Origin of the sequence: Allobosea rubneri, assembly GCF_032464875.1 — a bacterium.
GTDB lineage: Bacteria > Pseudomonadota > Alphaproteobacteria > Rhizobiales > Beijerinckiaceae > Allobosea > Allobosea rubneri.
In genome coordinates, this window is the sequence record NZ_JAWDID010000016.1 from 103,556 (window position 1) to 121,102 (window position 17,547).

At 67.2% G+C, this 17,547-nt stretch carries 17 protein-coding genes and 2 riboswitches; of the genes, 14 read left to right on the forward strand and 3 right to left on the reverse strand.

Features of this window, described 5'->3' with window-relative positions:
- Window positions 1–24: 24 nt before the first annotated feature.
- A riboswitch (glycine riboswitch) is annotated at window positions 25–119 on the reverse strand.
- Between the two features lie 4 nt (window positions 120–123).
- Window positions 124–223, reverse strand: a riboswitch (glycine riboswitch).
- A gap of 196 nt (window positions 224–419) precedes the next feature.
- Together RKE40_RS12960 and RKE40_RS12965 are read right to left on the reverse strand one after the other, a co-directional pair.
- A complete protein-coding gene (locus tag RKE40_RS12960; RefSeq protein WP_316018648.1) occupies window positions 420–1,028 on the reverse strand; it encodes a hypothetical protein in 609 nt (202 codons plus the stop codon).
- Entirely contained in the window at window positions 1,025–1,534 is a 510-nt protein-coding gene (locus RKE40_RS12965; RefSeq protein ID WP_316018649.1) for an invasion associated locus B family protein, read from the reverse strand. The genes RKE40_RS12960 and RKE40_RS12965 overlap by 4 nt, the downstream gene beginning before the upstream one ends.
- Window positions 1,535–1,958: 424 nt before the next feature.
- Between RKE40_RS12965 and coxB the strand changes: the two genes are divergently transcribed.
- From coxB to RKE40_RS13025, 12 genes are all read left to right on the forward strand, one after another.
- The gene (coxB, locus tag RKE40_RS12970; RefSeq protein ID WP_316018668.1) at window positions 1,959–2,789 is read left to right on the forward strand and encodes a cytochrome c oxidase subunit II; all 831 of its coding nucleotides are present in this window, start codon (window positions 1,959–1,961) and stop codon (window positions 2,787–2,789) included.
- A gap of 53 nt (window positions 2,790–2,842) precedes the next feature.
- On the forward strand, window positions 2,843–4,477 hold the full coding sequence (gene ctaD, locus RKE40_RS12975; RefSeq protein WP_316018650.1) for a cytochrome c oxidase subunit I: 1,635 nt from the start codon (window positions 2,843–2,845) through the stop codon (window positions 4,475–4,477).
- A 150-nt stretch (window positions 4,478–4,627) separates the two neighbouring features.
- A complete protein-coding gene (locus RKE40_RS12980; RefSeq protein WP_316018651.1) occupies window positions 4,628–5,581 on the forward strand; it encodes a heme o synthase in 954 nt (317 codons plus the stop codon).
- A complete protein-coding gene (locus RKE40_RS12985) occupies window positions 5,581–5,772 on the forward strand; it encodes a hypothetical protein (RefSeq protein WP_316018652.1) in 192 nt (63 codons plus the stop codon). Before RKE40_RS12980 ends, RKE40_RS12985 begins: the two co-directional genes overlap by 1 nt.
- Window positions 5,773–5,776: 4 nt before the next feature.
- Entirely contained in the window at window positions 5,777–6,358 is a 582-nt protein-coding gene (locus RKE40_RS12990; RefSeq protein WP_316018653.1) for a cytochrome c oxidase assembly protein, read from the forward strand.
- 45 nt (window positions 6,359–6,403) lie between these two features.
- Window positions 6,404–7,261: a cytochrome c oxidase subunit 3 gene (locus tag RKE40_RS12995; RefSeq protein ID WP_316018654.1), complete on the forward strand. Its 858-nt coding sequence runs from the start codon at window positions 6,404–6,406 to the stop codon at window positions 7,259–7,261.
- A gap of 72 nt (window positions 7,262–7,333) precedes the next feature.
- Window positions 7,334–7,708 (forward strand): DUF983 domain-containing protein, encoded by a 375-nt coding sequence (locus RKE40_RS13000; protein WP_316018655.1) that lies wholly within the window; start codon window positions 7,334–7,336, stop codon window positions 7,706–7,708.
- Between the two features lie 2 nt (window positions 7,709–7,710).
- Window positions 7,711–8,472, forward strand: a complete 762-nt coding sequence (locus tag RKE40_RS13005) for an SURF1 family protein (protein WP_316018669.1) — start codon at window positions 7,711–7,713, stop codon at window positions 8,470–8,472.
- A 102-nt stretch (window positions 8,473–8,574) separates the two neighbouring features.
- Complete coding sequence (gene thrC, locus RKE40_RS13010; RefSeq protein WP_316018656.1) at window positions 8,575–9,990, forward strand: threonine synthase; 1,416 nt, start codon at window positions 8,575–8,577, stop codon at window positions 9,988–9,990.
- The gene (locus RKE40_RS13015) at window positions 9,987–11,333 is read left to right on the forward strand and encodes a M16 family metallopeptidase (protein ID WP_316018657.1); all 1,347 of its coding nucleotides are present in this window, start codon (window positions 9,987–9,989) and stop codon (window positions 11,331–11,333) included. Before thrC ends, RKE40_RS13015 begins: the two co-directional genes overlap by 4 nt.
- Window positions 11,334–11,338: 5 nt before the next feature.
- Window positions 11,339–11,929: a GNAT family N-acetyltransferase gene (locus RKE40_RS13020; RefSeq protein ID WP_316018658.1), complete on the forward strand. Its 591-nt coding sequence runs from the start codon at window positions 11,339–11,341 to the stop codon at window positions 11,927–11,929.
- Between the two features lie 100 nt (window positions 11,930–12,029).
- On the forward strand, window positions 12,030–14,936 hold the full coding sequence (locus RKE40_RS13025; RefSeq protein WP_390893354.1) for an EAL domain-containing protein: 2,907 nt from the start codon (window positions 12,030–12,032) through the stop codon (window positions 14,934–14,936).
- 156 nt (window positions 14,937–15,092) lie between these two features.
- Here RKE40_RS13025 and RKE40_RS13030 read toward each other — a convergent pair whose 3' ends face one another.
- Entirely contained in the window at window positions 15,093–15,704 is a 612-nt protein-coding gene (locus RKE40_RS13030) for a YqgE/AlgH family protein (RefSeq protein ID WP_316018659.1), read from the reverse strand.
- Between the two features lie 179 nt (window positions 15,705–15,883).
- Here RKE40_RS13030 and RKE40_RS13035 point away from each other — a divergent pair, with 179 nt between their 5' ends.
- Both RKE40_RS13035 and RKE40_RS13040 read left to right on the forward strand, forming a co-directional pair.
- Window positions 15,884–16,732 carry a protein-disulfide reductase DsbD domain-containing protein gene (locus RKE40_RS13035; protein WP_316018660.1) on the forward strand — a complete coding sequence of 283 codons (849 nt, stop codon included), beginning with the start codon at window positions 15,884–15,886 and terminating at the stop codon, window positions 16,730–16,732.
- 157 nt (window positions 16,733–16,889) lie between these two features.
- A complete protein-coding gene (locus tag RKE40_RS13040) occupies window positions 16,890–17,375 on the forward strand; it encodes a peroxiredoxin (RefSeq protein ID WP_316018661.1) in 486 nt (161 codons plus the stop codon).
- The last annotated feature ends 172 nt before the right edge of the window (window positions 17,376–17,547 follow it).

Below are 17,547 nucleotides of genomic sequence, written 5' to 3' on the forward strand. Positions count from 1 at the left end.
ACGGAATCGTCCGGAGCGCGCCCCCTCTGTCTCGGGACCTGAGAGATTTCCCTGCGAGCCTAGGCCTGCAGGTTACCCCCGTCGGTGGGCGAGCCTTTACGGCCCGCCGCTTTCCAGAGCGCCAATTCCCACGCGGTCCGTTTGCCTGAGCGTTTCCGGGGCGGTTGCGCCTTCGGCGCCGGGGTCGAACAAGTCCGATCCCGGTCTCTCCCGCGGGGATGATGCGGCTGAAGCAGCAATAGCTGAGAGCGGTCTTAAGTCAATCGAGGCACGGCTCGGAGGCAAGCCTGTCCACGATCACCTTTGGCACATGGCGGGCCCACAAAAGCATCGGGCCGAGACGTCCAATTCACGTCCCGGCCCGATAACCGATCACAGCGATGGCCCGCCTTCTCGCGTCCAGCCGGACGCGTGGCGGTCTAACGGCGACGACGGCGAGCCGGATCGGCTCCGCCCACGCCGAGCGAGACGACGATCTCGGTCTCGCCGGAACCCGGCGGGACGACGATATTGTCCTCGACATGCGTAAAATCGGCTCCGGACTGGCCGGAGGAGAGCGTCGCGCCGACACGCGAGGCGCGCCGGGCGAGGACCTGGCCGTTGCGGATCACCTGCGTCGTCAGGGTGGCGGTGTGGCTGCCCGAGCCGCCGGCCGGCCCCGCCAGCACGCGCCCTTCGACGCCGACCTTGAGGGTGAAGCCGCCACCGGGCCCGGTCGCCTTGCACTCGCGAGCGACATTCTGGATCGAGATCTGATGGCGCAGGCTCGCGCTGTCGGGACCGGTCTGGGCCCGGATCGCGGCGCCCCCGTCGGCGATGATGACGGCCGGGCAGATCAGCTCGTCCTCGGCATCCTTCGGGAGCTGGTCGACCGGCGGCGGGGTCGTCGACTGGAAGGCCAGGATATTGCCGAACTTCTGCATCGCGCTCGGCTCGCCGGTGGAGTTCGACGAACCGCAGCCTGCGAGCGCGACGGCGAGCACGGGCATAATGAGCCAGGTCTTACGGCCGGTAAGCATATCAATCACGGCAGGGCCTCCACGCCCGGGCCGAATCCATTCAGCGAAACCGGGATACCGACGCCTTCCTCGGGAGTCTGGAAGACAATGAATGTTGCGCTCTTGCCGCCCTTGAGCTGGCCGAGCAGCGTGTCGTCGATTACCACCTCGGCGACGCAGCCGGTGGTCAGGCAGCGCACGAAGCCGGCGCGGCCGATATCGTTGTTGTCGATCTTGAGGCCGAGGCCCGAGGGCAGCAGCACGCCGAGCGGCGCAACGACACGCAGCAGCCGACTCTTCTGATCAGCCGTCTTGAGCACGATCACCAGGAGCGTCAAATTCGGCCTGTCCTCGGCCGCGACGTTCTGGACCAGCGCGCATTGCTCGGTCTTGGCGCCCGGGGGCACCTCACAACGCAATTGCCAATCGCCATGCGTAGCGCGCACCGCGCCCTGCGCCTGCGCCGGCAGCGCCGTGGCGCAAAGCCAGCCAGCAGCCGCCAGGGCTGCGGCGGCGAGGCCAAGAAGTTGGCGCATCCCTGTCATTCCTCTCTATCGGGGCGCCGGGCGCAAGCGGCGACGGCGGCCGGGAGATCTCTTCAATCGCGACGTGCGTTGGGACCATGTGGTCCCTTTCCTGTCAAGACGAAGCATTCCTTCGGCGGCCGAGACTCACTTGCGAAAGCCGGATCTGAGCGATGACGGGCATGCCTGCGTCCCTGCGCCTCGCGTACTTATGCCGCACGGCCCTTGCGCCAGCCTATCATTGCCCCACTGGCGCAAGCGTGATCTTTGATTTATCGCAATGCCGAAGAACAAGGGGCGGCCCGCAAGGGCTGCCTGGACGCGTGCAAGCCGACCCAGGCGGAACCGGGGGCCGGCACGGCATCACAGGAGCTATGTCGGACCGATGCGATTTGTGACCTCGACCCTCAGGGACGCCGCCGCGGCCGTCGCCGCGATGCTGATTGCGTTCTTCCCGGCCGCCGCATCGGCCCAGAACGGCATGCCGCAGCCCTGGCAGATTAATCTCCAGCCCGCCGCGACCGAGGTTGCGACGTTCATCCACTGGTTCCACGACTGGATCAACGTCCTGATCTTCGTCATCTGCATCTTCGTCCTCGGGCTGCTGATCTATGTGGCCTACCGCTTCAACGAGCGCCGCAATCCGGTGCCGGCCAAGACCACCCACCACGCCCTGCTCGAGGTGGCCTGGACCATTATCCCGGTGCTGATCCTGGTCGTGGTCGCGATTCCCTCCTTCCGCCTGCTCAAGCTGCAGCTCGAGGTTCCGAAGGCCGACATCACCGTGAAGGTGACCGGCAAGCAGTGGTACTGGTCCTATGAGTACCCGCAGGATGGCGGCGCCTTCGGCTTCGATTCGCTGATGCTGGACGAGAAGCAGCGCGCCGAGGCGATCCAGTCCAAGAAGATCGCCGAATCCGAGGCTCCGCGCCTGCTCGCCGTCGACAACGAGGCGGTGGTTCCGGTCGGCAAGATCGTGCGCGTGCAGGTCACCGCCGCCGACGTCATCCACAAGTTCACGGTTCCGGCCTTCGGCGTTAAGATCGACGCCATTCCGGGCCGCCTCAACGAAACCTGGTTCCGGGCCGATCGCGAAGGTATCTTCTACGGCCAGTGCTCGTTCATCTGCGGGCAGAACCACGCCTATATGCCGATCGCCTTCCGAGTCGTCAGCGCCGAGCGCTACGCCGCCTGGCTCGCGGAATCGAAGCAGAAATTCGCCAATGCGGCCGATGCCGCCGGCAAGGTCGCCGACGCGACCCGCTGAACCCGATTGACTTGAACTCACGCGAACCGATTTCGCAGGAGGAGACGAACCTCATGGCCACCTCGGCTCCCCACGCCCAGGGTTACGGGCACGACGACGCCCACGCACACGCCCATCCGACCGGATGGCGGCGCTGGCTGCTCTCGACCAATCACAAGGACATCGGCACGCTTTACCTGATCTTCTCGATCATCGCGGGCCTGATCGGCGGCTTCCTGTCGATCATGATGCGTATCGAGCTGCAGGAGCCGGGGCTTCAGATCTTCGCCAACGGCCAGAGCTACAACGTCTTCGTCACCGGCCACGGCCTGATCATGATCTTCTTCATGGTCATGCCCGCGGTCATCGGCGGCTTCGGCAACTGGTTCGTGCCGCTGATGATCGGCGCGCCGGACATGGCCTTCCCGCGGATGAACAACATCTCGTTCTGGCTCACTGTCTCGGGCCTCGTGCTGCTGCTGATCTCGCTGTTCACCGAAGGCGCCCCGGGCGCGAAAGGCGCGGGCACGGGCTGGACGGTCTACCCGCCCTTCTCCTCGGCCGGCCATCCCGGCCCGGCGGTCGACTTCGCGATCCTGGCGCTCCACCTCGCCGGTGCGGCCTCGATTCTCGGCGCGATCAACTTCATCACCACGATCCTGAACATGCGCGCGCCCGGCATGACCATGCACAAGATGCCGCTGTTCGCCTGGGGCGTGCTGGTCACCGCCTTCCTGCTGCTGCTGTCGCTGCCGGTTCTCGCCGGCGCCATCACCATGCTGCTCACCGACCGCAACTTCGGCACGACCTTTTACGATCCGGCCGGCGGCGGCGACCCGGTGCTCTACCAGCACCTGTTCTGGTTCTTCGGCCACCCCGAAGTGTACATCATGATCCTGCCGGCCTTCGGCATCGTCAGCCACATCATCTCGACCTTCTCGAGGAAGCCGATCTTCGGCTATCTCGGCATGGCCTATGCGATGGTTGCGATCGGCGTCGTCGGCTTCATCGTGTGGGCCCACCACATGTACACCGTCGGCCTTTCGCTCAACACGCAGCGCTACTTCGTCTTCGCGACGATGGTCATCGCGGTTCCGACCGGTGTGAAGATCTTCTCCTGGATCGCGACGATGTGGGGCGGTTCGCTGCGCTTCACCGCGCCGATGATCTGGGCGATCGGCTTCATCTTCCTGTTCACCGTCGGCGGCGTCACCGGCGTCGTGCTGGCCAATGCCGGTCTCGATCGCTCGCTGCATGCGACCTACTACGTGGTGGCGCACTTCCACTACGTGCTGTCGCTGGGCGCGGTGTTCGGCATCTTCGCCGGCTTCTACTACTGGTTCCCGAAGATGAGCGGCTACGTGATCCCGGACTGGATCGGCCGCCTGCACTTCTGGATCGCCTTCATCGGTGCGAACCTGCTGTTCTTCCCCCAGCACTTCCTCGGCCTCGCCGGCATGCCGCGGCACTATGTCGACTATCCCGACGCCTTCGCGGGCTGGCACTTCTGGTCGTCGATCGGCTCGTACATCTTCGCGGCCGGCCTGCTGGTCTGGATCTACGGCGTGATCGTCGCCTTCACCAGGAAGGAACTGGCCGGCGACAATCCGTGGGGCGAAGGCGCGACGACGCTGGAGTGGACCCTGTCCTCGCCGCCGCCCTTCCACCAGTTCGAGACGCTGCCGCGGATCGCAGGCTCGGACCACTAGGAATAAAGCGGCGGCGGGCCAGTCCCGCCGCCGCCCTTCTCCCGAGAGCCTTGCAGGGGCTTTCCGGAGGCGGGCGGCGCCCAGCCCCCAGAGTTCTGCAGTTCACGGCCCGCTGTGGCCCCCTAGAGACGAGACGAAGACCAAGTACCGATGTCTGCTGCGTTCGATCAGATCGCCCCGCACCGTGATGGCGCCGCTCCGACCTCCACCGGGGAGGCCGGTGACTATTTCGCGCTGCTGAAGCCGCGCGTGATGTTCCTCGTCATCGTGACGGCGCTCGGCGGCATGGTCGCAGCGCCCGGCTCGGTGAACCCGATCATCGGCTTTGCTGCCCTGCTCGCGATCTCGGTCGGCGCCGGCGCGTCGGGCTGCCTCAACATGTGGTGGGATGCCGATATCGACGCTGTGATGACGCGCACCGCCAACCGGCCGATCCCGGCCGGGCGCATCCTGCCTTCGGAGGCGCTCGCCTTCGGGCTCACGCTCTCGGTCGGCTCGGTGCTGGTACTCGGCCTCGTCGCCAACCTGCTCTCGGCGGCGATGCTTGCCTTCACCATCTTCTTCTACGCCGTCATCTATTCGATGTGGCTGAAGCGGGCGACGCCGCAGAACATCGTCATCGGCGGTGCGGCCGGCGCTTTTCCGCCGATGATCGGCGAGGCCGTGGTGACCGGCGATTTCGGCATCACCTCGATCGTCCTCTTCGCCATCATCTTCCTGTGGACCCCGCCGCATTTCTGGGCGCTGGCCCTGGTCAAGTCGGGCGACTACGCCCGCGCCGGCATCCCGATGCTGCCCAACGTCGCCGGCCCTGCCGCCACCCGGCGCCAGATCGTCGCCTATACCTTCGCGCTCGCCCCAGTCGCGGTGCTGCCGGCGCTGATGGGCTTCGGCGGCGCGATCTACCTCATCGTCTCGGTCGTGACCGGGCTGATGATGATCGCGCTCTCGCTGCGCGTCCTGAAGGTCACCGAAGGCGACGCGGCCTACAAGGCGGCCTATCAGCTCTTCGGCTTCTCGATCCTCTACCTCTTCCTGCTCTTCGCCGTTCTGCTGGCAGAGAACGGACTCGGCCTGATGTGGGCCCTGCCCAAGGTGCTGTGATGAGCGAGAAGCCCCAACACCAGCCCGCGCCTTCGAAACCCGAGCCGCCGGCGCCCTTCTCGCCGGAGGACATGGCAAGGCGCAATCGTCGCTCGATCGCGCTCGCGCTCGTGCTCGCGGGCCTCGTCCTGTTCTTCTTCGTGGTGACCCTGGCCAAGACCGGCCCGGCGATCCTCAACCGTCCGCTGTGATGCGATGACAGACGCTTCCGCCAAGAACCGCCGCATCGTGCTGATCTGCAGCGGCGTCGTGCTGGGCATGACCGGGCTCTCCTTCGCCGCCGTGCCGCTCTACGACATGTTCTGCAAGGCGACCGGCTTCGGCGGCACCCCGATGGTCGGCACCGCCGGCGCGAGCCGCGTCATCGACCGCACGATCGCGGTGCGGTTCGACGCCAATGTCTCCCCTGCCCTGGGCTGGCGCTTCGACGCCGAGCAGACCGAGATCACCGCGCGTGTCGGCGAGACGCAGACGGTGTTCTACAAGATCACCAACACCTCGTCCCGACCCGCCACCGGGATCGCGACCTACAACGTCCAGCCGTCCCAGGCGGCGGCGCATTTCGTCAAGATCCAGTGCTTCTGCTTCACGGAGAACACGCTGCAGCCCGGCGAAAGCATCGAGGCGCCGGTCGTGTTCTATATCGACCCCGAAATCGAGGCGAACCGCGAGCTCGCGAGCCTGAAGTCGATCACCCTGTCGTACACCTACTTCCCGTCGAAGTCCGGGCAACCGGTCGCGGAAAGCAAGGGTGACGCCGCCAAATCAAGCCTATAAGCAGCAAGCCAGCGCGCTGCACTTCTATCGGACGCGGAGACCACGATGGCCGAGGCCCATACCAAGAACCACGACTACCACCTCGTCGATCCGAGCCCGTGGCCGCTTGTCGGCTCGATGAGCGCGACGATCATGGCGATCGGCGCCGTGATGTGGATGAAGCACATGCCGGTCGCCGGCATGCAGCTCGGCCCGTTGGTCTTCGGCGCTGGCCTGCTGGGCGTGCTCTACACCATGCTGGCCTGGTGGATGGACGTCGTGCGCGAGGCCGAGCATGAGGGCCACCACACCCGCGTCGTGCAGATCCATCACCGCTACGGCATGCTGATGTTCATCGCCTCCGAGGTGATGTTCTTCGTCGCCTGGTTCTGGGCCTTCTTCGACGCCAGCCTGTTCACCGGCGAGCACATCCAGTACGCCCGCGCCGAGTTCACCGGCGGTCACTGGCCGCCGAAGGGTATCGAGACGTTCGATCCCTGGCACCTGCCGCTGCTCAACACGCTGATCCTGCTGACCTCGGGCACCACGGTCACCTGGGCGCACTATGCGCTGATCCAGAACGATCGCGCCGGGCTGAAGCAGGCGCTCTGGCTGACCCTGATCCTCGGTGGCATGTTCACCATCGTCCAGGGCTACGAGTACGCGCACGCCTCCTTCGCCTTCGCCGGCAACATCTACGGCGCGACCTTCTACATGGCGACCGGCTTCCACGGTTTCCACGTCATCATCGGCACGATCTTCCTGGCGATCTGCCTGTACCGGGTCTATCTCGGCCACTTCAAGCCGAACCAGCACCTCGGCTTCGAGTTCGCCGCCTGGTACTGGCACTTCGTCGACGTGGTCTGGCTGTTCCTGTTCGCCGCGATCTATGTCTGGGGTTCCGGTACGCCGGCCGCCCACTGATACGAGACCGGTCGCGGTCGCAGATCCCGAGGGGCGGCCGCGAGGCCGCCCCTTCCGTTTGAGGAGAAGCGCATGACAGAGCCGCACCCTGCCGGCCCCTCGCCGTTCTCGACCGGCCTCGCCGGCCGCTGCCCGCGCTGCGGCGAAGGCAAGCTCTTCGACGGCTATCTGAAGCTCAGGCCGCGCTGCTCCGCCTGCGGCCTCGATTTCGCCTTTGCCGATTCCGCCGACGGGCCGGCGGTGTTCATCATGCTGATCGCAGGCTTCTTCGTGCTCGGCCTCGCGCTCTATGTCGAGATCGCCTACGAACCGCCGATCTGGCTGCATCTTGCGCTCTGGCTGCCTCTGGCGCTCGTCACCTGTCTTGGCCTGCTGCGGCCGATGAAGGGCATCGCGGTCGCGCTGCAGTATGTGAACCGTGCGCAGGAAGGCAGGATGAAGAAGTGAGCATGCCCACCACCGCCTCCCCGTCGCGCCAGAAGCTGCTCCTGCCTACGTTGCTCACCGTCATCGGTGTCGGCGTGCTCTGCCTGCTCGGCAGCTGGCAGCTCCAGCGCATGGGCGAGAAGCACGCCTTCATCGCGCGGCTGCAGGCGCAGGCCGGTGCGCCGCCCTCCGCCATGCCGCCAGCCGCCGAGTGGCCGAAACTCGACCCGAGCCGCCTCGACCTGCAGCGCGTCGAAGCCAGGGGCACCTATCTCGACAACGGCATCGCCGGGGTGCGCACGACCATCGCCTCCGGCCCGCCGGGCACGCGCCAGCTTTCCGGCTTCGGCCGCTGGGTCTTCCAGGGGTTTCGCCTGGAAGACGGCGGCACCATCCTGGTCAATCGGGGCTTCGTTCCAGAAGGCCGCTATGCCGGCATCACCCCGGCCAGCGGCTCCGCGACCGTCGTGGGCTTCCTGCGCGCGCCCGAGGCTCGCAACAGCTTCACCCCGGCGGACCTGCCGGGACAGCGCGAGTTCTACACCCGGGATCCGGTCGCGATCGCCGCCTCGCTGGGGCTGCCGGGCGCGCCGTTCTATCTCGAGGCCGAGCGCAGCGGCGACGGCATGATCCCGCCGGCCGGGGTCGACGTCAAGGAGCTGATCGCACGCATCCCCGACAACCACCTGCAATATGCCGTGACCTGGTTCGGGCTGGCACTGACACTGGTAGGTGTGTTCGCCGTCTTCGCATGGCAGAATCGCAGGCGGCGGCAAGCCGGCTAGGCGTACGGCGCGGGCCTCGAGCCTCCACCCGTCGGCCTTTGCTTTTGCCCTCCCCCGTCAACGGGCCTATAGGATCAGGCACAACCTCGAAACGGAACCGTCGTGCTGCATATCTCGACCCGGGGCGATGCGCCCTCGCTCTCCTTTGCCGATGCTCTTCTCGCCGGGCTTGCCCGCGATGGCGGCCTCTACCTGCCGAAAGCCCTGCCGCGCTTCTCGGCGGCGGAGATCGCGGGCTTCGCCGGCAAACCCTATGCGAGCGTCGCGGAGCAGGTCGTCGGTGCCCTCGCTGATGGCGACATCGAGAGCAGCGCGCTGAAGACGATGATCGGCGAGGCCTATGCCAGCTTCCGGCATCCGGCCGTCTGCCCGCTGGTCCAGCTCGGCGACAACCTGTTCTCGCTCGAGCTCTTCCACGGCCCGACGCTCGCCTTCAAGGACGTGGCGATGCAGTTGCTCGGGCGCCTGATGGACCATGTCCTCGCCCAACGCGGCGAGCGCGCCACCATTGTCGGCGCCACCTCGGGCGACACCGGCGGCGCTGCGATCGACGCCTTCAAGGGCCTGGAACGGGTCGACATCTTCATCCTCTACCCGGAGGGCCGCGTCTCGGACGTGCAGCGCCGGCAGATGACCACGGTCGATGCCGCCAACGTCCACGCCATCGCGATCGAAGGCACCTTCGACGACTGCCAGAACCTGGTGAAGGCGCTCTTCAACCATCACCGCTTCCGCGACGAATTGCGTCTCTCCGGCGTCAATTCGATCAACTGGGCAAGGATCGCGGCGCAGGTGGTGTATTACTTCACGGCCGCGAGCGCGCTCGGCAGCCCGCATCGGCCGGTTTCATTCGCCGTTCCGACCGGCAATTTCGGCGACGTGCTCGCCGGCTGGATCGCCAAGCAGATGGGTCTGCCGATCGGGCGGCTGGCGATCGGCACCAACAGCAACGACATCCTGGCCCGGACGCTCGAGACCGGCGTCTACGAGATGCGCGGCGTCAGCGCGACGAGCTCGCCCTCGATGGACATCCAGATCTCCTCGAATTTCGAACGACTTCTGTTCGAAGCACATGAGCGCGACAGCGCAGCCGTGCGCCGGCTGATGCAGTCGCTGCAGCAGTCCGGTCGCTTCGAGATCGCCGCCGGCCCGCTCGCGCGGATCAGGGCCGATTTCGACGCCGTCGCGATCGACGAGGCCGCGACCGCCGCCGAGATCGGCGCGACCTGGCGCGATGCCGGCTACCTGCTCGATCCGCACAGCGCGATCGGCGTGCGCGCCGCCCGCGAAGCGCTGAAAGCCGATCCTGCGACGCCGGTCGTCGCGCTCGGCACGGCGCACCCGGCCAAGTTCCCTGACGCTGTCGAAGCAGCGAGCGGCGTGCGGCCGGCCCTCCCGGCCCATCTCGCCGATCTGATGGAGCGCAAGGAGCATTCCAGCCTGCTACCCAACGACCAAGGCAAGCTCGAACGCTTCATCGCCGAACGCGCACGAGCGGTGCGGAGCGCGGCGGCATGAAGACGCTCAACGCCCGGACCGGCAAGCCGAAGCCAGCCAAGCGCGAGGAAGAAGCCCTCGCGCATGACCCGGCGGTCAGCCTGACCACGCTGCCGTCGGGGCTGCGAATCGTCTCCGAGCACATGGCCCATGCCGCGACCGTCTCGCTCGGCATCTGGATCGGCGCCGGCGCGCGCGACGAGCTGCCCCACGAGCACGGGCTCGCCCATCTGCTCGAGCATATGGCGTTCAAGGGCACGGCGCGGCGATCGGCCCGCCAGATCGCCGAGGAGATCGAGAGCGTCGGCGGCGATCTCAATGCCGCGACGTCCGTCGAGTACACCTGCTACACCGCCCGCGTGCTCGGCCAAGACCTGGCGCTGGCGGTCGACATCCTCGCCGACATCCTGACCGAGCCGGCGCTGACCGAGGAGGAGCTGGCGCGCGAGAAGGGCGTCATCCTGCAGGAGATCGGCGCCGTCCAGGATACGCCGGACGATCTGGTCTACGATCGTTTCCTCCAGGCGGCCTTCCCCGACCAGCCGCTCGGCCGGCCGATCCTCGGCACGGCGCAGACGGTGAACAGCTTCACGCCCGAGGCGATCCGCGCCTATCTCTCGCGGCACTACCATGCCGGCAACATGGTGCTCGCCGCGGCCGGCGCGGTCGACCATGCCGAGCTGGTCGCGCTCGCCGAGAAGGCGCTGGCCAAGCTGCCGGCGCGCCCGACCGGGCCTCCGCCGGGCCGCGACCTCGCCGTGTACCGTGGCGGCGAGGCGCGCATCGACGGCGACGAGGAACAGGTCCATGTCGTGCTCGGCTTCCCCGGCAAGCCGTTCAAGGACGGGGCGCATTATCCTCTGCAGATCTTCTCGGCCGTGCTCGGCGGCGGCCTGTCCTCGCGCCTCTTCCAGGAGGTGCGCGAGCGCCGCGGCCTCGCCTATGCGATCGACGCCTTCCACTGGCCCTTCTCCGATTGCGGCGTCTTCGGCATCAGCGCCGGCACCGCGCCGGAGGATGTCGGCGAACTCGTCGACGTCGCTTTCGACTGCCTCAGGCAGGCGGTGCGCGATGTCAGCGAGGTCGAGATGGCGCGGGCCCGGGCGCAGATGAAAGTCGGCCTGCTGGCCTCGCTCGAAAGCCCCGGCGGCAAGCTCGAGCAGATGGCGCGGCAGGTGCTGGTCTTCGGCCGCGCCATCCCGCGCGAGGAGCTGGCGCGGCGGCTCGACGCGGTGAGCCTCGCCGATGTCCGCGCCGCCGGCCGCAGCCTGCTCAAGGGCCACGCCACGGTGGCGGCCGTCGGCCCGCTCGACGATCTTGCGCCGGCTGACGCCCTGCGCGCCGCCCTCGCCCGCCCGGCCTGACCGCCATGGCCCTGTTCCGCTTCGCGACCGACCCGCCGACGCGGCCGCTGATCCGGACCAAGAACCTCGTATTGCGCCCGCCGCTGGCCAATGACTATTCCGCCTGGGCGGCGCTGCGGCTGGAAAGCCGCGACTTCCTGACGCCGTGGGAGCCGGTCTGGAGCGAGGACGACCTGACGCGGAACTCGTTCCGGCTGCGGGTGAAGCGCGCCGCCCGCGAGATCGCGACCGACGAAGCCTATTGCCTGTTCGTGCTCGATGCCCGTACCGAGGCGCTGCTCGGCGGGCTGACGCTGGGCCTGGTCAGACGCGGCGTCGCCCAGGCCTGCACGCTCGGCTACTGGATGGGTGAGCGCCATGCCGGCAAGGGCCATATGACGGAAGCCGTGCGCGGGGCGCTCGGCTTCGCCTTTTCCGAGCTCGCTCTGCACCGTGTCGAAGCAGCCTGCCTGCCGCAGAACACGCCATCCCGCCGGCTGCTCGAGCGTGTCGGCTTCCAGCGGGAAGGCGAGGCGCGCGGCTATCTGCGGATCAACGGCGTCTGGGCCGACCATCTGCTCTACGGGATGCTCGCAGCCGACCTTCGCAAGGCTTGAGGAAGACGCCGTGGGCTGCCTTGCCCTCGCCACGCCCGGCCGATACGACTGACCAGATAAATTTTAAACGTTCAGACCCGCCCGAAAGACCGAGCCCACCTTGTCATCGACGCACCGTTTCCTCCGGCTCGGCATCGCCATATCTGGCCTCCTGGTGCTGATCCTGCTCACGGCGCTGCGCCCAGCGCTAGCAGTCGAGGCGCAGCGCGTCCCGGTCGACGTGCCCGTGCTCGACCTCACCGACGTGGTCGAGCGCAACAAATCCGACGGCGACGTCATCCAGATCTCGACCGCGCCGGGCCCGGACGGCATCGTCCGGCGCATCGCGGTCCGCGCCCGCGAATCCGGCGCAAGGCCGGACTGGATCGTCTTCGCGCTCACCAATGATTCCGACGAGCAGATCGACCGGCTGCTGGTCGCGCCCTTCCACCGGCTGATCGGCTCCGGCGTGATCTGGCCCGATCTCGGCGACCGCCGGATCGAGGCGATCACCGCGAGCCAGGGCCTGCGGCCGGAACGCGAGGATTCACCCGACGCCGACGTTTTCCAGATCACGCTCGACCCCGGCACGACCGTCACCTTCGTGGCCGAGCTCAAATCGCCGAACCTGCCGCAGCTCTATCTCTATGAGCCGGAGGCGTATCGCCAGAAGACCAACGGGCTGACGCTCTACAAGGGCATCATCATCGGCATCGCCGGCCTGCTCGCGCTGTTCCTGACCATCATCTTCGTGGTCAAGGGCGCGGTGATCTTCCCCGCCGCTGCGGCGCTCGCCTGGGCAGTCCTCGCCTATGCCGGGCTGGATTTCGGCTTCTTCCAGCGCATCTTCCCGCTAACGCCCGCGATCGAGCGAATATATCGCGCCGGCGCCGAGGTGGTGCTGGCGGCGACGCTTCTCGTCTTCCTCTTCGCCTATCTCAACCTGTCGCGCTGGCATGTGCGTTACAGCCACATCACCCTGGTCTGGATGCTCGGGCTCGCCGGACTCGTCGGCCTCGCCGTGGTTGATGCGCCGATGGCGTCCGGCGTGGCGCGCATCTCGATCGCAGCCGTCGCGGGGATCGGCTTCGTGCTGATCCTGCACCTCGCGACCCATGGCTATGAACGGGCGGTGATGCTGATCCCGACCTGGTTCCTGCTCCTGGTCTGGGTCACGGCCGCCGGCTTCACCGTGACCGGCCAGCTCGCCCGCGACCTCGTGCCGCCAGCGCTGATCGGCGGCCTCGTGCTGATCGTGCTGCTGATCGGCTTCACCGTGGTGCAACACGCCTTCGCTGGCGGGGCGCTGGCACAGGGGCTGGTCTCGGACACCGAGCGGCGAGCGCTCGCCCTCTCCGGCTCGGGCGATCTCGTCTTCGACTGGGACGTCACAGCCGACAAGATCTTCGTCTCGCCGCAGACCGAAATCCTGCTCGGCCTGCCCAAGGGCGCGCTCGAAGGCTCGGCCGCGCGCTGGCTCGAATACATGCATGTCGCCGATCGCGACCGCTATCGCGTCACCCTCGATGCGGTGATCGAGCAGCGGCGCGGCAAATTGCAGCTCGATTTCCGCCTGCGCGCCGGCAGCGGCGCCTATCACTGGTTCAGCCTGAAGGCGCGGCCGGTGATCGGCTCCGATGGCGAGGTGATCCGGGTCATCGGCACGCTCGCCGACGTGACCGAGCAGCGCACGGCCCAGGAGCGGATGCTGCACGATGCCGTGCACGACAACCTGACCGGCCTGCCCAATCGCGAGCTCTTCCAGGACCGGCTCGCCGCCGTCTTCGGTTTCTGCCGCGCCGATGAGAGCATCCGCCCGACTGTCATCGTCATCGACATCGACCGCTTCAAGCAGGTCAACGAATCCGTCGGCTTCTCGGCCGGCGATTCGATCCTGCTGACGCTCGCGCGCCGCCTTGGCCGCCTGCTGCGGGCCCAGGACACGCTGGCGCGCATCGGCGGCGACATCTTCGCGATGATACTTGTCTCGGAACGCGAGCCCGAGCGCATCCTGGCGCTGGCCGAGCTGGTGCGCCGCGCCGTCTCGACGCCCGTCACCTTCGCCGAGCGCGAGATCGTGCTGACGCCCTCGATCGGGCTCGCGCTGTTCGACGGTACGCCGACGGCCCGCAAGGACGATGCGCTGAAGAATGCAGAACTCGCCATGGCCCATGCCAAGAACCAGGGCGGTAATCTCGTCGAGGTCTTCGTGCCGGCGATGCGCAACGACCGCAACGACCGGCTGGCGCTCGAAAGCGATCTGCGCCGGGCGATCGAGCGCGGCGAGATCCAGGTGATGTACCAGCCGATCGTGCGGCTGGAGGACCGGACCATCGCGGGCTTCGAGGCGCTGATGCGCTGGGACCACCCGCGCGAGGGCCGGCTGCTGCCGCAGGATTTCCTCTCGATCGCCGAGGAAACCGGGCTGATCGTCGATCTCGGCGTCTATGTGATGGATCGGGCGGCCCGCGAGCTCGCGGCCTGGCAGGCGGCGCTCGAGGTCGAGCCGCCGATCTTCGCAAGCGTCAACGTCTCCAGCCGACAGCTGCTGCGCCACGATCTGCTGCGCGACGTCAAATCGGTTCTGGCGCGCCGGCGCGTACTGCCGGGCACGCTGAAGCTCGAGATCACCGAAAGCCTGGTGATGGAGAACCCGGAATATGCCGCGCAGATGCTGTCGCGCATCCGCGATCTCGGCGCCGGCCTTTCGCTCGACGATTTCGGCACCGGCTACTCCTCGCTGTCCTATCTGCAGCGCTTCCCCTTCGACACGATCAAGATCGACCAGAGCTTCGTGCGCCAGATGGGCAATGGCCGCCCGCCCGTGATCCTGCGCTCGATCGTCCAGCTCGCCGCCGATCTGCGCATGGACGTGGTGGCGGAAGGCGCCGAGACAGAGTCGGACGCGATCGAGCTTTATCAGCTCGGCTGCCAGTACGCGCAGGGCTACACCTTCGGGCAGCCGATGACGGCGGCGGAAGCGCGGCGGCTGGTGGGGGCGTCGAGCGCCTCGACCGAGGCGGCCTAATGGGCAACGCGCTGCCTGCCGGCTACCTACACTGTCGTTCCGGACAAGCTGCGTAGCAGCGCCGTTCCGGAATCCATCAATAGGCAGCGCGTTCTGCGATGGATCGCGGCTTTCCGCTTCGCTTCAGCCGGAATGACGTAAGGTGAATGCGCCCTCTCAGGCGTGGCCGGCTTGGTTCGAGAGGAAGGCGGGGTCGATGCCGAGCTTGTGCAGCGCACGCTCGTATTTGGTGTCGAGCCCATCATCGAAGAGCAGGTCGAAATCGGCCTCGCAGTGCAGCCAGCCATTGGACTGGATCTCGGCCTCGAGCTGGCCGGCGCCCCAGCCGGCATAGCCGAGCGCCAGGACCGCATTCTCCGGGCCGCTGCCGAGCGCCATGGCGCGCAGGATATCGAGCGTCGCCGTCAGGCAGATGCCGTCATCGATCGGCAGCGTCGCCGATTCCAGGAAGAAGTCGGCGCTGTGCAGCACGAAACCCCGCTTGGTCTCGACCGGACCGCCACGCAGCACCTGGACGCGCTCGACCTGGCTCGGCAGGCGAATCGCCTGGTCCGGCGGGATCACGTCGAGCTGCACCAGAAGCTCGGGAAAGCGCGTGTCGGCAGCCGGCTTGTTGACGATGATCCCCATCGCCCCGTCCTCGGAATGGGCGCAGAGATAGACGACGGTGCGGGCGAAGCGCGCATCGCTCATGCCGGGCATCGCGATCAGGCACTGCCCGTCGAGATAACTGCGACCGCTGACCCGCTGGTTCGAACCGATCTTCATGGCGCCATGCTAAGCCTTTGCGGGCGCGCTGGGAACGGGGGTGCAACGCCAAATTATCGTGTCCCGCTCGCGCCGCATTCCTCTGTCACGGAAGCTGACCTCCCGCCCTAACGCAAATGTTTGAGGTCGCGACTGCGTGTTTCTCGCTATTCTCGCCCGGATCGCCTAAATCAGCTGTCGTGAAATTTCTCGCCGCCCTTTTTTCGGCTGCCCTGACGCTCGGCACACCCGCCGGGGCGCAGGAAGCGGCCGTTTCGCTCTGGTCGAAAAGCACCCATTCCTCGATGCGCCTGATCGCCGGCGCAACCGCAGCCTCCGGCAAGCAACGTGTCGGCGTCGAGATCGTGATGGCGCCTGGCTACAAGACCTATTGGCGCAGCCCCGGCGACTCCGGAGTTCCGCCGGTGTTCGACTGGAGCGGCTCGGAGAATGTCGGCGGTCTCGATGTGCGCTGGCCGGCCCCCGAGCGCTTCGAGGACGCCAACGGCTTCGGCATCGGCTATGTCGGCGAAATCGTCGTGCCGGTCTCCGTCCAGCCGGTCGATCCGACTCGCCCGGTGACCGTGGCACTGAAGCTCGATTACGCCGTCTGCGATAAGATCTGCGTGCCTGCCAAGGGCGAGGCCCGGCTCTGGCTCGAACCAGGGGTGACCTCGGTGACGTCGCCGAGGCTCGAAGAGTTCGAGGCGCGCATCCCGCAGCCCGTCAAGCTCGGCCTCGCACGCGACCGCCTCTCGATCATCGAGGTCACGCGCGGCGAGAAGGAAAGCGAGCATGCGCTCAAGCTGATCCTGAAGGCTCCGGAAGGCGGCGCGATCGACGACGTCTTCGTCGAGGGCGCCGGGCAATGGTCGTTCGGCCGCCCGCAGCTCACCCCCCTCCCCGACGGCAGCATTTCGGCCAAGCTCAAGATCGTCGACCGCCCCAAGGGGGCCAGCGGCCTCACACCCTTCATCGTGACGCTGAGCGGCAAGCCGGCTGCGGTCGAGACGCGGCTGGAACTCGACATCGGCGCCGGCAAGCCGTAACCCTGCCAGCGGGGCGGCCATCGGCCGCGAGCATGTTCCACGAAGGCGGACACCACTTTCGTGATGCGGACATGCTCCACCAATAGTGAGCTAGCGCGAATTCTGGTCATTCGGCCATGCCGGCCGAATGGGGAGCGCGAGGATGGAGAACGGCAGGATGTCGATCAAGGTCGGTGACAAGCTTCCGCAGGCGACGTTTCGGGTGATGACGGCCGAAGGCCCGGCCGCGAGGACGACAGAAGATCTGTTCAAGGGCCGCAAGGTGGTGCTGTTCGCCGTGCCCGGCGCCTTCACGCCGACCTGCCACAAGAACCACCTGCCCGGCTTCCTCGCCAAGGCCGGCGAGATCAAGGCCAAGGGCGTCGAGGAGATCTTCGTCACGGGCGTCAACGACGTCTTCGTGATGGACGCCTGGGCGAAGGCCACCGGCGGCGCCGGCGTGATCGGCTTCCTCTCCGACGGCAATGCCGATTTCGCCAAGGAGATCGGCCTGTCGATGGACGGCTCGGGCTTCGGCCTCGGCACGCGCTCCCAGCGCTATTCGATGGTCGTCGAGGACGGCGTGGTCACCGCGCTCAACGTCGAGGAAGCGCCCGGCAAGGCCGATGCCTCCGGCGCCGAGGCTCTGCTCGCCCAGCTCTGAGCCGCATTTCCGGTTTGAACGCCTGTGAGCCCGCGCCATCCCGGTGCGGGCTTCTCTATTGGGCCATGGGTGTCAAGTCGGCTGACGACGAATGTCTCAGATGGGCCGGAAGGGGAAGTTGGCTCTCTGATCAGTCGCGTGTTCCCCGTGGAAGAGGCCGGCCCGTGACGAC

Coding starts and splice junctions, on each gene's coding strand:
- RKE40_RS13000 (WP_316018655.1), top strand. CDS start 7,334: ATGACAGAGCCGCACCCTGCCGGCCCCTCGCCGTTCTCGACCGGCCTC.
- RKE40_RS12985 (WP_316018652.1), top strand. CDS start 5,581: ATGAGCGAGAAGCCCCAACACCAGCCCGCGCCTTCGAAACCCGAGCCG.
- RKE40_RS12995 (WP_316018654.1), top strand. CDS start 6,404: ATGGCCGAGGCCCATACCAAGAACCACGACTACCACCTCGTCGATCCG.
- coxB (WP_316018668.1), top strand. CDS start 1,959: ATGCTGATTGCGTTCTTCCCGGCCGCCGCATCGGCCCAGAACGGCATG.
- RKE40_RS13005 (WP_316018669.1), top strand. CDS start 7,711: ATGCCCACCACCGCCTCCCCGTCGCGCCAGAAGCTGCTCCTGCCTACG.
- RKE40_RS13030 (WP_316018659.1), bottom strand. CDS start 15,704: ATGAAGATCGGTTCGAACCAGCGGGTCAGCGGTCGCAGTTATCTCGAC.
- RKE40_RS12980 (WP_316018651.1), top strand. CDS start 4,628: ATGTCTGCTGCGTTCGATCAGATCGCCCCGCACCGTGATGGCGCCGCT.
- RKE40_RS13040 (WP_316018661.1), top strand. CDS start 16,890: ATGTCGATCAAGGTCGGTGACAAGCTTCCGCAGGCGACGTTTCGGGTG.
- ctaD (WP_316018650.1), top strand. CDS start 2,843: ATGGCCACCTCGGCTCCCCACGCCCAGGGTTACGGGCACGACGACGCC.
- RKE40_RS13020 (WP_316018658.1), top strand. CDS start 11,339: ATGGCCCTGTTCCGCTTCGCGACCGACCCGCCGACGCGGCCGCTGATC.
- RKE40_RS12990 (WP_316018653.1), top strand. CDS start 5,777: ATGACAGACGCTTCCGCCAAGAACCGCCGCATCGTGCTGATCTGCAGC.
- RKE40_RS13015 (WP_316018657.1), top strand. CDS start 9,987: ATGAAGACGCTCAACGCCCGGACCGGCAAGCCGAAGCCAGCCAAGCGC.
- RKE40_RS12965 (WP_316018649.1), bottom strand. CDS start 1,534: ATGCGCCAACTTCTTGGCCTCGCCGCCGCAGCCCTGGCGGCTGCTGGC.